Below are 15,773 nucleotides of genomic sequence, written 5' to 3'. Positions count from 1 at the left end.
TGACGTGAAAGGATGATCATATGTTTCGTAATCGCACCGTTGCCGGTAAAATCAGAGGCACCTTGTTCCTCGTTCTGCTGGTTGCTTCCCTGTTGTTCAGTATTAGTTTTTACGCCGTATCGATGAATATTATTCAAAGCTACGTGCTTCCGCAGTTTGACAAAGTCCTAAACACGTCCATTCAGGATATATACAAGAATACTTCAGCATCCAAAATCCTACAGGTACAGAGTGGCGGAGCCGGTTCTGAAGGTGCTGCCATGACCGTGGAATCGTACCTGGCAGATAAAGCAAAAGAACATAATTTGGATGCGGCTTACGTTGTTGCTATTCAAGATGGCTCAGCCAAAGTCGTTGTGGCCAACCCTTCTTCAAACATGAAAGCCCAGGATGAGATTAGTGTAGAACCCGCAATGAATGCAGCTATTGAGAACAAAGAAATGGTAATCAGCGAGGTCTACTCCGATTCCTTTGGTGTACATAAAGCAGCCTTTATCCCCATTGCAGGAAGTAACATGATTATGGCTGTGAGCATGGATGCCCAGTTCATTCAAGACAAGATTACCCAGATTTTCTGGTTGTGTCTTGGAATTACAGCATTAGTGTTTGTACTCGGCTGGCTTATCTCCACTAGTATGATCAAAAGAGTTACCAAACCAATCATCAAGCTCGTTCAACATAGCAAACAAATATCCCAGGGTGATCTGACCGCTGAACTAGAGATCAAAGGTAAAGATGAAATTGCCCAGCTTGCCGCAAGCTTCCAGACGATGACGCATAACCTGAAAGAAATGATTAGTCGTGCCTTGTCCACGTCCAATGAAGTTGTATCAGGCTCCAATGACCTGCTTCAGCGGGTTGAATCGATGTCCGGTATGGTTCGAAACTCCAGCCGCTCTGCAGAAGATGCAGAAAAAGGCAGCATCAGCATTGCGTCAAGCGCATCCGAGAACGCCAGAGCTATGGAAGAAATTACGCAAGGTATCATGCATATTGCTTCTTCTTCTGCTGAAGTGTCTGACCAGATTGGTGAAGCAGCCAACGAGGCAGTTAACGGTAACCGACTGGCTCAGAATGCCATTGAGCAGATGGAGCGTGTAGGCCAGACAGCAAGCGAATCGTTGCGATATGTTGAAACTATGAATGAACGTTCGGTAGCCATCGGCACCATTGTTGCTTCCATTTTTGAAATCACCAAACAGATTAACATGCTGTCACTCAATGCCTCCATCGAAGCAGCACGTGCCGGAGAGCATGGTCGCGGATTCGCTGTTGTTGCTGGAGAAGTTCGTAAACTTGCCGAGCAATCCAAGACAGCCACGGAAGAAATATCGGATTATCTGGGTACCATTCGTGAAGATGCTGAACGCTCGGTTGATGCCATGAACCGTGTAACCCAGGAGATTGGTTCAGGCACAACTATCGTTCAACAAGCAGGCTCAGCCTTCCAGCAACTGAATGAATTGATTCAGAACGTGAATCTGACCATTCAGACTGTCTCGGCTTCTACACAACAAGTATCAGCTGGTGCTGAAGAAGTGAGTGCATCCGTTGAAGAAACGGCACAGATTACGACCAAATCCCGTGAGAGCATGTTACAGATTGCTTCAACAGCAGATCTGCAGCTCAGCGAGATGGACTCACATTCGAATACAGTTCGTCATCTGCATGAACAAGCTATAGAGCTGCAATCCGCTATGAAAAATTTCAAAATAAACTAACAGTTTAACCATTAACCTATCATCACCTGTTTTAAACCTCATTTAATCATAGGATATACAATACCCCCATGTCGCTAACATTCCGTTTCTAGAGAACGGTTTGCCGGACATGGGGGTATTGTTGTTTCACTCAGGTGCCTGAACACCCATAATCTCGTACACGCGCTTCATATCCAATGCTGAACGCAACGATTCAGCTACCCGATCGAACTCCATCTCCTTACGCTCATGCGCACTATATGTCTCCTGAAGTGGAGCCAGTCCCTTTCCTGCACGCAAGGCATTCAGCCACGAACGTCGGAATTGATCACTTTCAAACAAACCATGCAGGTAGGTTCCCCACACCCTGCCATCTACTGAGCCCCAGCCTTCTTGGAAAGGTTGACCACCTGGATGCGAGATTTCAAACAACGCCGTTACACGTTCAGGCTCGTGACACTCCGTAACGCCCATATGAATCTCATATCCGTTAATGGGTAATGAAGCATCTGCTACATCTTGCTCACCATACAGACGAAGCGGGTGATCAGGCTGCACCCGTCCGGAAGCTCTGACGGTCTGCTTTTCCTGAAGAAATGTTGTCGATAGCGGGAGCCAGCCAAGTCCTTTTGCTTCCTGGATCTGATTCGCCTCCACAGCAAACGGGTCCTTCAGATGACGTCCCAGCATCTGGTATCCGCCACATATTCCTACGAGCTGAACATGCTCACGCTCGGTCTGGCTCGCAATCGCCTGTTCCAGTCCAGACTCACGCAGAAATGCCAGGTCACCTATGGTATCCTTCGTACCCGGTAGAAGAATGGCATCCGGACTGCCCAATTCCTCTGGCGAGGTCACGTAACGCACATTCACATCCGGTTCACGGGAAAGTGCGTCAAAGTCTGTAAAGTTGGAAATTCGCGGATATCGGATCACCGCCAGATCCAGCTCTGTTTTGCCGGATTTACCATGACGCATGGAGTCCAGCACCACCGAATCCTCTGCTTCAATCTGAATATCTCTTATGTAAGGCAAAACACCTAATACTGGAATGCCTGTCCGTTCTTCGAGCCAGTCGAGTCCTGGCTGCAACAGGGAGAGATCACCGCGGAACTTGTTGATAATGAACCCTTTGACTCGCGCCACCTCATGCGGTTCCAGCAGCTCCAGCGTACCTACAATGGAAGCAAACACTCCGCCCCGATCAATATCGGAGATCAGAATCACCGGCGCATCGGCCCAGCCTGCCAGATTCATGTTGACGATATCCCGGTCCTTCAGATTGATCTCGGCCGGACTGCCCGCTCCTTCCATCAGCACCACATCATAGGTGTCCCGCAACCGATTCAGCGCCTCCATCACCGTCTGCTTTGCTTCAGGCAGGAAATGCTGACGGTAGTCCGATGCACTCATCTGGGCAAAAGGTACACCATGTACCACGATCTGCGAATGCATGTCCCGCACCGGCTTGATCAGGATTGGATTCATATCGGTTGTCGCCTCAATACCACAGGCTTCGGCCTGTGCCCCCTGGGCCCGACCAATCTCCTTGCCATCTTCCGTCACATAGGAATTCAGTGCCATATTCTGTGACTTGAACGGAGCAGGCTTGAAGCCATCCTGCTTAAAAATCCGGCACAATGCCGTTGTGATGACACTTTTGCCCACATCGGAAGCCGTTCCTTGCAGCATCAGTACCGCCGCTGGTTGTGATCGCCTATCTTCCATGCTCTCTCCCCCTGTCTCCGTGTTATATCCAGATCACCTTGCTCCCAACCTCATGCGTAACGTTTTCCAAACTGCTCCATACTTCAAAAGTTACAGCCAGAACAGTCCTTGAAGCACACTCAGCACAGTCAACAAAGCCGCCTCCAGCAGCTCATTCATGGCACCATACGTATCCCCGGTTAAACCACCGAGCCTTTCACTGATCCGGGCAGCCACGAATCGGCCGATATAATAACACGCCACAGGCAGTACAATAACCGCCGTCACCGGGTATAGCCACCATGGCAGTGTTCCCAGCCCACTCACCATCGCATCTGCAATCCCCATATCCGGCTTGAAAAGCCACACCGCAGTAAACGTAACTGCCCCTGCGACCAAGGTCAGGCCCACAGCTGAACTTCGTGCACGCTGGACCTCCTTCCGCTCCCCGAGACCTTTAAACAATACAGCAAGTCCATCATCTTCGCGTGCATTCGGCCAGGCCGCCATTGCATACACCATGAACCAGCGGCTCCAGATCATGGGCAGGATCAGCAGCGCACCGTACACCCAGTGGCCCCGGGCAATAAAATCGGCGATCAGCGCAGCCTTCATCATCAGAAGCAACACGCAGGCGATCACGCCCATTGCCCCGACACGGCTGTCCTTCATAATCTCCAGCATCCGTTCACGGGTACGATAACTGAGCAAGCCATCCGCCGTATCCATCCATCCGTCAAGATGGAGTCCTCCGGTGAGCCATACCCATAACGTCAAGGTCAGGACGGCAGCCGGAAAGGCCGGAAGCACTGCACCACTTAAGGCTCCCGCGAGCCAGACACACAGACCAATCGCTGCACCGACCAGCGGATAAAAGACTACACTTTCCCGCAGCAGCGGCGGGACAAAATCGATTTGCATTTTGACAGGGAAACGGGACAAAAATTGAAAAGCGGCTGCCGCCGCATGTTTACGCTGAGGAGCAGGCGTGCCATCCTTCATAAGCGGTACTCCTTGCTTTTTAGTTCAATCGCAATGCCTACGGTCACCAGAAACACTTCACCACATATCGCCGCAATACGCTGATTCAGTACACCTGCCAAATCCCGATATTTCCTGCCAAGGGCATATTCCGGTACGATCCCATCTCCCACTTCATTTGTAACCAGAACAAGCAACCCGGGATAGGTTCGAATCGCTTCAACGAGCGCGTCCAAATGTCCCTGTAACACCTGCTTCTCGTCATGCTCATGCGCTAACAAAACATTCGTCAGCCATAGCGTCAGGCAATCCACCAGAATGGTGGGTGCAGAAGTTCCTGTATGCCCTTCACCCATGCGGCTTATCAAAGCAGGTAGATGTATCGGCTCTTCTGTTGTATGCCACAGATACCCCGATGCCTCGCGCTGATGCTGATGCATGGCGATGCGCTCACGCATTTCATCATCGTACGCCTGAGCTGTCGCCACATACCAGGCCTCCGAGGAACGTTGCATGCAGAGACGCTCGGCAAAGGAACTTTTGCCACTGCGTGCGCCGCCTGTCACCAGTACACTCATCGTGAACTCTCTCCTTGCAGGGATGAATCAACCGACGCAGCGGAATCTGGAGCAGGGCTTGTTCCATCCGAGACACCCGCGCTTGCAAAGGTCGCCATTTCGTTCAGAATGAGACAGGCTGCGTCAATCAGATGAAGACTGAGCACCCCGCCTGTGCCTTCACCCAGACGCATGTCCAGATCCAGCATCGCTTTCAGGTCCAGTTCACGCAGCAACGCTCCATGTCCATTTTCGTGTGACGTATGAGAAGCGATCATATAGGCTGTGCTCAGAGGTGCAAGTTGTCTCGCCACCAGCGCTGCCGCGGTAGAGATGAACCCGTCTACAACGACAGGGCAACGATGAGCAGCTGCTGCGAGAATAACCCCTGTGAGTCCGGCAATCTCCAGTCCACCCACCTTGCACAGAACATCCAGTGCATCTTCCGGGTTTGGTGCGTTTACGCTAAGCGCCCGGCTGACTACAGCAGCCTTGCGCTGCAAGCCTGCATCATCAATGCCGGTGCCTCGCCCCACGGCGGCAGCTGGTGCAACTCCGGTTAACGCGCTCATTACCGCAGCACTTGCAGTGGTGTTGCCAATTCCCATCTCCCCGGTGACAAACAGCTGTGTTCCCTTCGCCACCTCTGCTGATACAACTTCGGCTCCTGCAAGGATAGCGCTGACTGCCTCATCCCGGGTCATCGCTGCACCCCGGGCCATGTTGGCCGTGCCTTTACGAATTTTACGGGAAAGCAGGTCCGGATGTTCAAGATCGGCATTCACACCGATATCCACACAGATCACACCAGCTCCGGCGTGACGGGCAAGCACATTCACTGCCGCACCTCCAGCGAGGAAATTCAGGACCATCTGCGGGGTCACTTCGGCAGGAAAAGCACTGATGCCCTCTTCCACTACACCGTGATCCGCGGCCATGACAATGACCGCCCTGTGATCAAAACGCGGACGTGCATTGCCAGTCATGCCTGCTAGGCGGATCACCAGCTCTTCCAATTTGCCCAGGCTTCCCGGTGGCTTCGTCAACGAATCCACGTGCGCAGAGGTTTCTGCCGCCACTTCCTGATCAGGAGCAGTAATCTTACTTGTTAAATGCTCCAACACCTGTTCATTATTCATACAACCAGCACTTCCTTCATCAAAATATGGGTTGCCCCGCTTCATTTAATCGATGTCCCGCCGCAGCAGCAGTTGAGGTATGGCATGGTCGGGATGAGAGACAATCGCGGGTTTGACGCGAAATATATCCTGGATATTCTCATCGTTGATCAACGTATGAGGTGTACCCTTTCCAACCGCCATGCCCTCACGCAGCGCCAGAATGTGATCGCAAAATAACGCAGCCAGATTCAGATCATGCAGCACAGCCACAATCGTAATGTTATTTCTCTGTCGCCATGCCGATAACAATTCCATGAACTGCAATTGATATTTAATATCCAAAAACGTGGTTGGCTCGTCCAGTAGCAGTAACCTCGGCTCCTGAGCCATAACTTTGGCTAGTGCGACCCGCTGCCGTTGCCCGCCGCTGAGTGCATCCAGCGGTCTGTCCGCCAGCTCTGTCAATCCAAGGTCTTCAAGCACCCTGTCCACTACAAGTGCCCCATCGCCCACTTCCCGCCCCAGCCAGTTCTGGTATGGATATCGCCCCATCTCCACCACGTCTCGCACGGGATAGGAGATGGCTGGTAAGCCATCCTGCTGCAATACAGCGATCATGCGCGACAGGTCCTTACGGCTGTAAGAGCCGATGTCTCGACCATCGATACGAATCTGACCTTCGTTTAACTGTTCCGTTCCGGCAATAAGCTGGATCAGGGTGGACTTGCCACTGCCGTTTGGTCCGACAACTCCCCACCAGTCACCTTCGCCAACATGCCAGTCTACATTGTGCAGTGCCTGATGATTGCCATATGACTTCCCTGCTCCCTTAATGGAGATAAGTGAAGTCGAGTTGGAACTGGTACTGGAATTCATGGCATCATCCCCTTCTGCAACTTTTTGTTCCGGTTCAGCAGGTAAGCAAAGAACGGCGCTCCAACAAAGGCGGTGACAACACCGAGCGGAATTTCAGTTGGCGCCAGCAACGACCTTGCGATGGTATCGGCCCACACCATGAAGATCGCTCCACCAATGGCAGACAAAGGTACCAGCAGTCGGTAATCCGGTCCCACCAGCAGTCGTAACATATGCGGGATCACCAATCCAACGAATCCGATGACACCCGATACCGAGACAGCCCCAGCTGTCAGCAGTGTGCCAACTGCCAGCACGGACAGCTTGAGCCTGTCCACTCCGATCCCGATATGTGCCGCTTGACGTTCTCCCAGTGCAAGCACATTCAACGAGCGTGCGCGGCTCCAGAGAAAGACCAGCCCTAACAGAAAATACGGGAAAAGGATGGCCGTATACGACCACCCACGCAGAGCCAGACTTCCCATCGTCCAGTATATAATTTCATTAATCGTCTGTTTCGACATGGTCGACAGGAAGGAAACAACTGCGCCCAGGAAACTTTGCATGACCACACCAGCCAGAATGAGGCTATGTGTAGGTATTTTACGCCCTTCACGAGCCAGTGCCATAACAAACCATAACGTGATTACACCCGTCAAAAACGCCACCAGTGGCAACGTCCAGATTCCGATCAGTGCATACTGCAATCCGAAGAAAATCAGAAAGGCTGCACCCACCGAAGCACCGGATGACACGCCCAGGGTGAACGGGTCTGCCAGTGGGTTCCGAAGAACCCCCTGGAATCCCGTGCCGGCAATCGCCAACGATGCGCCCACGAGCACGGCAAGCAATACACGTGGGAATCTGACTTTCCAGATAATCTGTTCGGCTGCCTTATTCCAATCCGGTGTAATCCAATCGCCCACCCAAGGAATTTTGTGAATCAGGATGCCTGCAATATCCCGGATCGGCAACGCTACTGAACCAATGCCCGTGCAGATGAGCACGGTGAGCACCAGCAGCACCATGCCCGTCGTTCCGAACAGGATCAGCTTTTTACTCATTGGAACAAGTCAGGGTAGATCGCTTTGGCTACTTCTTTCAACCCTTGAGTTACACGTGGACCCGGACGGCTCAGCAGGTTGGCATCCAGGCCAATAACCGCGTCATTTTTCACAGCCGTAATTTGATCCCAGCCGCTGCGCGCCTTGATGATCTGATCCAGTGTTTTAGAGTTTTCGTCAATTACATCGTTGGCATACAGGATCACATCCGGGTTGGAGGCAATCACGTTCTCTTCGTTAATTTCATACCAGCCCTCTTTGTCCGAAGCAATATTGCTACCACCGGCTACAGTGATGAGTTCATCCATGAATTCGCCTTTACCCACAGTCCAGCCTGGGGAGAATTCAACGTATACTTTTTTCTTCTCTTCCGGTTTAACTGCCTTCACCGCTTCGGTTACATCCGTCACGTCCTGTTTCATCTGTGTGATGATCTCCTGAGCTTTTTCCTGATGATCGGTAATTTTACCGAAGGTTTCGATATTATTCATCACATCGTCAATGGATTTAGGATCCGTTTTGAAAATGGTAATGCCCAGTTCGCGCAGCTTTTTCACCGCATCCTCACTCATCGAGATACCTGTGAAGACAATGTCGGCTTCAGCTGCAATGATGGACTCTTCATTGGGCTTAGTGATACCGCCCATTTTAGCTTTGGTTGTTGCCGCTTCCGGATAATCGTCATAGTCGGATACACCAACGATCTGATCGTCCAATCCAAGGGCAAACAGGGATTCCGTCTCAGCCGGAGACACAGATACAATTTTGGCCGGTGCCTTTTCAAAGGTGAACGATTCACCCGTTGCATCCGTAACGGTAAGTGGATATTGTGTTTTGAGGTCCGTCTGCGCCTGGCCTTGGGACTGCTCCTGTGCCGGTTGCTGTGAAGTACCTGTGCCCTCGTTTGTTGTTGCATTGCCACATCCGGCCAAAGCCAGTGCGAGTGCCGCTGCACTTAGCAGGGACGCTACGTTTTTCCAATTCTTGAAATTCATTCTGTTATTCTCCCCTTCTCTATTTGTGCTATTTTCTTGCATCGTGCTCGAACCCTTATTCCCCATGTCTTGGTGTTCCTGTACAAGTAAAACCCATCCATTTTACACAAGTCCACTCCGATTGCAGTACCATCTTCCGATCGCTGTTATCCCCAGATTTTTTTGATTCCCTTTTCGAAAGGGAAAATCCGGGGATAAAGGCGAACACTCCGTTTCTTCAGATCGGTTCTGCACTCTTCGTTAACGTGTAAAAGTTCGGTTTTTTTACATGAACAATAAAAAATCCCCAATCCATACGTCCAGGATCAGGGATGACGTCTCGCATATGGCGATCTGTACATGTTCAACCAAGGGTTGTCCATGCGCATAGAATAGCCCGAAACGCTGTCCTTTCCTCGAAGGAACACCGGTTTGTACGTCCAGGGCAGGTAACCTGACTTACAGGAATCATCCTGTTTTACAGTGGCGGGACCGTGCCGGATTTGCACCGGCTTCCCCATTTCACCCTTGTGTGTTCATGACTCATACTAATTTGCCATGAAAACAGCCTTCACACGCGGGACCCTTGGTCGCTGATATGGTAAACCATTGCCGTGTAACTTCTGCATGCTGCATACTCCTTCAGGCTTCACATCCTGCAGCGTATCTGTATCCATACTGAAGTCACACTTCTGTTGTGATTATAGGGTATATTGTACATCCTTACAACCCGATCGGCGGAAAAGTCACTCTGCTGCCAAACCACTGATTCCCCTGTTGATGAAGCTGAACCTGAATCGCCTGTCCCGGGACAATATGTGTATCCCAGAATCCAAGACCGGCAATCAGACGGGACAAGGCATACCGGATGACACCACCATGTGTAATCACAACTATGGTTGGCACTTGCCCCTCATCAACGTGCATTGAAGGACGACCCTCCAATAACATCTCTTGGAGAAAGGAATCCAACCGTGCGGTAAACTCCTGCCACGATTCCCCTCCGGGCGGAGTGACCTCCTGCGGCGCATCAATCCAGCTTCGGTACACAGGGTTATCCTTAAGCTGATCATACGTCAGCCCTTCCCACTCTCCAAAATCATTCTCGCGCAGGCGCGAGTCAAACTTCACCTCTCCGATGGCATCAGGAAGAATCTGTTCCAGCGTCTGCCGACAGCGAAGCAGATCACTGCAATAAACCTCGTTCCACAAAACACCGCTCAATTGTTCATGAAGCGGAGCCAGTTCTTCTTTGGCATTTGGCAGCAGACCGATGTCGGTATGCCCTAGGTATCTTTTTTCCACATTCCACAACGTTGTCCCATGACGGACCCACAGAATGTTTCGTTTCAGCGGCCCAGGCTGATTCGTATGTACTTCATTTCCTGCATTTCCTGCATTTACGGCCATAACAGCGTCCCTCCTGCCAGCCACACGCCCAGCGTTATGAACACGCATAGTACCACAAAAGCCCCTGCCGACCAGAACATCAAACGTGACGTTTGCACAATATCCTCGGCTTCCATCGGCCGTGTGGCTTCACCCATGTAGGCACGAAACGAAGCAACGCCGTGATACACGTTATGTCCGCCAAGCCGGATACCCAGTGCTCCAGCCACCGCTGATTCGGGAAAACCGCTATTCGGACTTGGATGTAATCTTGCATCCCGTACAACCATGCGTGCTGCTCCATTGGCGTCCAGCTTCATGACCCAGGCTCCCACGATTAACAGAATCGCGGTCAGCCGCGCAGGTATCCAGTTCGCCACATCATCCAGACGGGCCGAGGCCCAGCCAAGATGCAGATACTTGTCATTTTTATATCCGACCATGGAATCCAACGTGTTGACGGCGCGATAAGCCATGGCAAGCGGAGCGCCTCCAATGAGCGCATAGAATAACGGCGAGACAATGGCATCCACGATATTTTCAGCAACCGTCTCTACCGTTCCCCGCACAACCTCGGGTTCATCCAGATGCGCCGTATCACGTCCAACAATCATGCCCAGTGAACGTCTGGCCGCCGGCCAATCCTGCTGCTTCAGATGACGATACACTTCCATACCTGCATCCTTCAGCCCTTTTGAAGCAATGGTCGTTGCAATGAGCACCACTTCAGCTGCCGCTGCAATGATAGGGTGGATCCGCCCAAGCATATATATGAGTCCCCAAGTAATGGCAAAAGAACCCCCCGCAATCACCATCGGGAACAACAGCCCGGCTCTCTTCAGCCCCGAATCTGTGCGCACACGTGAGCGAATGACTCGCTCCAACGCCGAGATGCCTTTTCCCATGCCAATCACCGGATGGGGAATCCAGCGTGGATCTCCGATACATCGGTCCAACAGGTACGCAAGTATAATAATCCATGCTCCCGCCATGCCTGTCCAGAACGGCCAGGTCCATAGATGCTCCACCTCAAAAGTCATTTGTTCCTGACCCTCTCTTTCCATAACAGTCCGGCCCGAAGGCTTTCCGTTACCGTGTCGTATACCAATCTGCCAATCGCCGCCCCTGCCGTAGTCGCTGTTCCGGAATAAGTAATCATCGGCTGAGGTTCCTCCACTTCCACTGCCTGACCTACTGCAATCACAATGGCATCGGTTGTGGTGCCGGTAGCGGGCAACCCGTTCTCCGAATCTAGAACACCCGCATCCGCCAGCGCGGCCGCTTTGGCTTCCACCGCCGTCTGTACTGCATTCACCATCGCCCCGCTGGTCATGCGTCCATTCAACCAGAGCATAATGTTAATTGTACCCGGGACATAGGGGGGCATCGTTAGATTCCGTGCTGGAGGAGCAGAGCGCTCCCTGCTGGAAGACATCGTCTTATTTCCCGCCGTATCAAATACCGTTCTCTCCGACCCCGCTCGTGCGGCATTTGATACACCCGCAGTGGTGCAGCACAGAAGGCCAAATTCATCACTTGTATATTCCTGAATGGAGGTATGCTCCAGCCTTACGGCCGTCAATAATCCGGCACATTGATCGCGTGGCTCATGCCATTCATTCAGCGCTTGTTCGATATCACGCGGCGGATCATCACAGCGGTAATGCCTGTCCACATAGATGTTAAATATGCGATCGAGTTCAAACATCCCGCCGCCATATACCGCACTCGACAGCGCTTGGGCTGCCCTTGGACTCTGAGCTTTGATATGTCGTTCATGTGCGGATATCTTCAGTCCCGGCCAGGAAGAGGAAGCATATTCATTCTCTTCTGTTTCTCCATTCGTAAAGTAGTTATAAAACGGGAGTGTCATTGCCGCTTCCCTCCCTGTTCCTCATCTTTCGTCTGATCAACATTCGGATATCCCTTGGTTTCCAGCACGCTGCCCAGCACTTCGAGTAATGTAGCATTGGCATCTGCATCCTTGACTGCGAAACGTACATGCCCTTTGTCAAGCCCCGGATACATGGCACAGCTGCGAATCAGAATACCTCTTCGGCCCAGCGCCTCCTGCATTGATGCTGCTGTCCATGGGGCCGGCATACGTGCCAAAATAAAATTAGCCTCTCCCGGTGTCACCGCACATCCGTACGCCTTCAGCCCTTCGATGAGATGACCCCGTTCCCGCGTGATCTGTGATATGGTCTCCTGTTCGTACCGTTCTCCGCTGCGCAGACAGGCTTCCCCTGCCATGAGCGCCAGACCGTTGACACTCCAGGTCACCTGTTTCTTCGTCATCGCCTGAATGTATTCGGCACGGCCCAAAGCATATCCGAGACGCAAGCCCGGAATGGCATAAAACTTCGTCATGGAGCGAATGATGATCACATTTGGATAGTCATGCAGATGTGATGCCAGGGACTGGCGCCGGGCTACCGGAATAAAATCCATAAATGCCTCATCAATAACGATTACAGTTCCCGTTTCTTCCGCTTTGCTGGCAAGCCTTTGCAATACCTCAAGCGGATATTGTACACCGTTTGGATTGTTGGGCTGGCCAAGGAAGAGCAAGTCTACCTTTTCCATGAGCTGCTCGATCTCCTCGGGTTCCGCTCGCCACGCCAGCTCTTCTCTGCCCTCCGTATGCACAACCTCGGCACCGAATTGTCGTGCCAACGCGCGGTACTCCGAGAATCCAGGTTCCACCGTACCCACCTTGCGCGGGGCAAGCCCCAGCAGAATGAGCGCCATACTTTCGGCTGCACCGTTGCCCACAGAAATCTGCTCCTGCATCACACCAAGACGCTCGCTCAGCAGTGCTTTGAATCCGCGATGCGCCGGATCGGGATACCGAATCACCGACTGCAATCCTTGCTGTATAGCCTCCAGCACCCCTCTGGGTGGACCGAGTGGATTAATGTTGGCACTGAAATCCAGAAAATCAGCGGCTTCCCTCCCAAATCGTGACGCAGCCGTCTCCACGTCCCCGCCATGTCCGAACACTTCGATATAACCGGTCATTCTTCCGTCATCCTTTCTGTATGTCCTTTTTATTATGGATGGCACGGGAGGTGTGGGTCAATCCTGTTTTCTTTGTGTCCCAACCATAATTCGTTTACAATAGAAGAGGAATTTCGGTTCCTTTTGATATACAAGGTTCACTACATAAGGGACTAGCAATCCCTCACATACATTAATGGAGGAATGACCATGCTGTTTGTAGACAACCAGGGCATTACAGATCCTTCTGTAAACCTCGCCATTGAGGAGTACATTCTGAAGCATCTGCCGATGGAGGATGACAGCTATCTGCTGTTCTACATCAACCGTCCGTCGATCATCATCGGAAAACATCAAAATACGATTGAAGAAATTAATATCGAGTACGTTCAGGATAACGGTGTGCAGGTCGTTCGTCGTCTTTCGGGAGGCGGAGCGGTATATCACGATCTGGGCAACCTGAATTTCAGCTTTATTACAGCGGATGACGGTCAATCCTTCCACAATTTCCGCAAGTTCACCCAGCCTGTGGTTGAAGCTTTGCACGAGCTTGGTGTAAATGCCGAGTTGACCGGGCGTAATGATCTGCAAGTCGGCGAAAAGAAAATTTCGGGCAATGCCCAGTTTTCCACACGTGGGCGCATGTTCAGTCATGGCACATTGATGTTTAATCTGAATCTGGAGCATGTTCAGGCTTCCCTGAACGTCAATCCCGAGAAGTTCAAATCCAAGAGCACCAAGTCCGTCCGCAGCCGGGTCGCCAACATACGGGATCTGATTGATACCAACCTGACGATTGAGCAGTTCCGCGATGAGCTGTTACGTCATATTTTCAGAATGGAGCCACAAGACGTCCCGCAATACAAGCTGACTGACAAGGACTGGGACAAAATCAAGGAGATCTCCGCTGAGCGTTATAACAACTGGGACTGGAACTATGGCTTGTCTCCGGAAAGCAATGTGAAGCACACTCGCAAATTCCCTGTCGGTATCATCGATCTGCGCATGAACATTAAGGATGGACGCATCGAAGATATCAAAATCTTTGGCGACTTCTTCGGTGTAGGCGATGTGGCAGATATCGAAAATATGCTGCGCGGCAAGCGTTATGAGGAATCCGAGGTGCGTACAGCTCTGGAAGGTCTGGATGTAAAACATTACTTCGGCAACCTTGAGCTGGAAGACTTTATCGGCCTTGTTTTCCTGGAAGAGTAAAATTTAGATGTAAGTATAGTTTTAGAACGAAGTCTAAGATTACACGTTAACGGAGAAGACAGAATTCATCGGGAGAAGCGAAGCGTTCGCTTAAAGCTTTTTGGAAAAAAGCTACATCGGAAGCATACGCTTATCAACGGATTTCCCCTTGGGGAGATGGAATCAAAAATCCGGGGATAACAGCGATCGAAAGATGAATCTGTATTCGGAGTGGCCTCGTGTAAAACTTATTTTTTCGTTCGTTAATATAGATACAGATAAAAAAGGAGAGAAATACAGATGACCTACAAATTGATTGCAATCGATATTGATGACACACTGATCAACGACAACAAGGAAGTAACCCCTGCTACACAGACAGCACTGGAACAAGCAGTTGCCCATGGTGTAACTGTAACGCTGGCGACTGGACGTGCTTATGCTTCCGCACAAGCGCTGGCTCGTCAAACCGGACTTAACGTTCCGATCATCACGTATCAAGGCGCATTGGTGAAAAACCTGCTGGACGAAAAAGTCCTCTATGAGCGCTACGTTCCACAGGAAGCTTCCCGCAAATTGTATGATTACTGCCTGGAGAACAATCTCCACCTTCAAACATACATTGACGATAAGTTATATGCCCGTGAGGAAAACGACAAGCTGCGTGATTATGCCAAATTAAACGGCACCCAATATTACATCGAATCTGATTTCATCAAAGTCATCGAACAAAAAACACCAAAGTTGCTTATTATCGATGAGCCAGACTACTTGGATAAGGTTGCCGTTGACTTGCGTGAATTGCTCGGACCTCAAGTCCATATCACAAAGTCCAAACCTTACTTCCTGGAGATCATGCACAATGAAGGAACTAAAGGTCACGCCCTGACCTTCCTGGCTGACCATTTCGGTCACCAGCTCAGCGAGTGTATTGCCATCGGCGACTCCTGGAACGACCATGAGATGCTCGAAGTTGCTGGTCTTGGTGTAGCGATGGGAAATGCCATTCCTGCGCTGAAAGAGCTGGCAGATTACATTACGGCAAGTAATAACGAAGACGGTGTAAAAGAGGTTATCGAGAAGTTTGTGCTGAACGCAGAGTAAATAAGATCAACGAACAGCCCAGTCGGCGAATTTCGCCGTACAGGGCTGTTTTTTTGATTTTTAAAATATGTTTATTAGCCTATTTAGCGATTATATTAGGTATATTTTTCTGTTATTTTTTATGTTT

General features: G+C 51.0%; 14 protein-coding genes and 1 riboswitch. Of the genes, 3 read left to right on the top strand and 11 right to left on the bottom strand.

Annotated features, from left to right (window positions below; translation table 11 throughout):
* Positions 1-20 precede the first annotated feature (20 nt).
* Complete coding sequence (locus MHH25_RS07745) at positions 21-1,721, top strand: methyl-accepting chemotaxis protein (RefSeq protein ID WP_340019665.1); 1,701 nt, start codon at positions 21-23, stop codon at positions 1,719-1,721.
* 126 nt (positions 1,722-1,847) lie between these two features.
* Here the strand turns inward: MHH25_RS07745 and MHH25_RS07740 are convergent, their stop codons facing one another.
* The 11 genes from MHH25_RS07740 to cobD all read right to left on the bottom strand — a co-directional run bounded on the left by MHH25_RS07740 (position 1,848) and on the right by cobD (position 13,369).
* Positions 1,848-3,428 (bottom strand): cobyric acid synthase, encoded by a 1,581-nt coding sequence (locus tag MHH25_RS07740; protein ID WP_340019664.1) that lies wholly within the window; start codon positions 3,426-3,428, stop codon positions 1,848-1,850.
* A gap of 90 nt (positions 3,429-3,518) precedes the next feature.
* Positions 3,519-4,409 carry an adenosylcobinamide-GDP ribazoletransferase gene (gene cobS / locus MHH25_RS07735; RefSeq protein WP_340019663.1) on the bottom strand — a complete coding sequence of 297 codons (891 nt, stop codon included), beginning with the start codon at positions 4,407-4,409 and terminating at the stop codon, positions 3,519-3,521.
* Entirely contained in the window at positions 4,406-4,966 is a 561-nt protein-coding gene (gene cobU / locus MHH25_RS07730; protein WP_036610730.1) for a bifunctional adenosylcobinamide kinase/adenosylcobinamide-phosphate guanylyltransferase, read from the bottom strand. Before cobU ends, cobS begins: the two co-directional genes overlap by 4 nt.
* The gene (gene cobT, locus MHH25_RS07725) at positions 4,963-6,084 is read right to left on the bottom strand and encodes a nicotinate-nucleotide--dimethylbenzimidazole phosphoribosyltransferase (protein WP_340019662.1); all 1,122 of its coding nucleotides are present in this window, start codon (positions 6,082-6,084) and stop codon (positions 4,963-4,965) included. The genes cobU and cobT overlap by 4 nt, the downstream gene beginning before the upstream one ends.
* Before the next feature lie 45 nt (positions 6,085-6,129).
* Positions 6,130-6,942 carry an ABC transporter ATP-binding protein gene (locus MHH25_RS07720; RefSeq protein WP_036610732.1) on the bottom strand — a complete coding sequence of 271 codons (813 nt, stop codon included), beginning with the start codon at positions 6,940-6,942 and terminating at the stop codon, positions 6,130-6,132.
* Positions 6,939-7,985, bottom strand: a complete 1,047-nt coding sequence (locus tag MHH25_RS07715) for an iron chelate uptake ABC transporter family permease subunit (protein WP_036610733.1) — start codon at positions 7,983-7,985, stop codon at positions 6,939-6,941. Before MHH25_RS07715 ends, MHH25_RS07720 begins: the two co-directional genes overlap by 4 nt.
* Entirely contained in the window at positions 7,982-8,980 is a 999-nt protein-coding gene (locus MHH25_RS07710; protein WP_047842049.1) for an ABC transporter substrate-binding protein, read from the bottom strand. The genes MHH25_RS07715 and MHH25_RS07710 overlap by 4 nt, the downstream gene beginning before the upstream one ends.
* 405 nt (positions 8,981-9,385) lie before the next feature.
* Positions 9,386-9,521, bottom strand: a riboswitch (cobalamin riboswitch).
* A gap of 161 nt (positions 9,522-9,682) precedes the next feature.
* Entirely contained in the window at positions 9,683-10,369 is a 687-nt protein-coding gene (locus MHH25_RS07705) for a histidine phosphatase family protein (protein WP_340019661.1), read from the bottom strand.
* Entirely contained in the window at positions 10,360-11,340 is a 981-nt protein-coding gene (gene cbiB, locus MHH25_RS07700) for an adenosylcobinamide-phosphate synthase CbiB (RefSeq protein ID WP_340020470.1), read from the bottom strand. The genes MHH25_RS07705 and cbiB overlap by 10 nt, the downstream gene beginning before the upstream one ends.
* 44 nt (positions 11,341-11,384) lie before the next feature.
* A complete protein-coding gene (locus tag MHH25_RS07695) occupies positions 11,385-12,221 on the bottom strand; it encodes an adenosylcobinamide amidohydrolase (RefSeq protein WP_340019660.1) in 837 nt (278 codons plus the stop codon).
* Positions 12,218-13,369, bottom strand: a complete 1,152-nt coding sequence (cobD, locus tag MHH25_RS07690) for a threonine-phosphate decarboxylase CobD (RefSeq protein WP_340019659.1) — start codon at positions 13,367-13,369, stop codon at positions 12,218-12,220. The genes MHH25_RS07695 and cobD overlap by 4 nt, the downstream gene beginning before the upstream one ends.
* 189 nt (positions 13,370-13,558) lie before the next feature.
* Between cobD and MHH25_RS07685 the strand changes: the two genes are divergently transcribed.
* Complete coding sequence (locus MHH25_RS07685) at positions 13,559-14,563, top strand: lipoate--protein ligase (RefSeq protein ID WP_338708056.1); 1,005 nt, start codon at positions 13,559-13,561, stop codon at positions 14,561-14,563.
* A gap of 279 nt (positions 14,564-14,842) precedes the next feature.
* Positions 14,843-15,646 (top strand): Cof-type HAD-IIB family hydrolase, encoded by an 804-nt coding sequence (locus MHH25_RS07680; protein ID WP_062833159.1) that lies wholly within the window; start codon positions 14,843-14,845, stop codon positions 15,644-15,646.
* Positions 15,647-15,773 lie beyond the last annotated feature (127 nt).

This window comes from Paenibacillus sp. FSL H3-0457 (assembly GCF_037981725.1).
Classification (GTDB): domain Bacteria; phylum Bacillota; class Bacilli; order Paenibacillales; family Paenibacillaceae; genus Paenibacillus; species Paenibacillus amylolyticus.
Note: the sequence above shows the minus strand (reverse complement) of the source record. Positions and strands in the feature narration are given on the sequence as shown.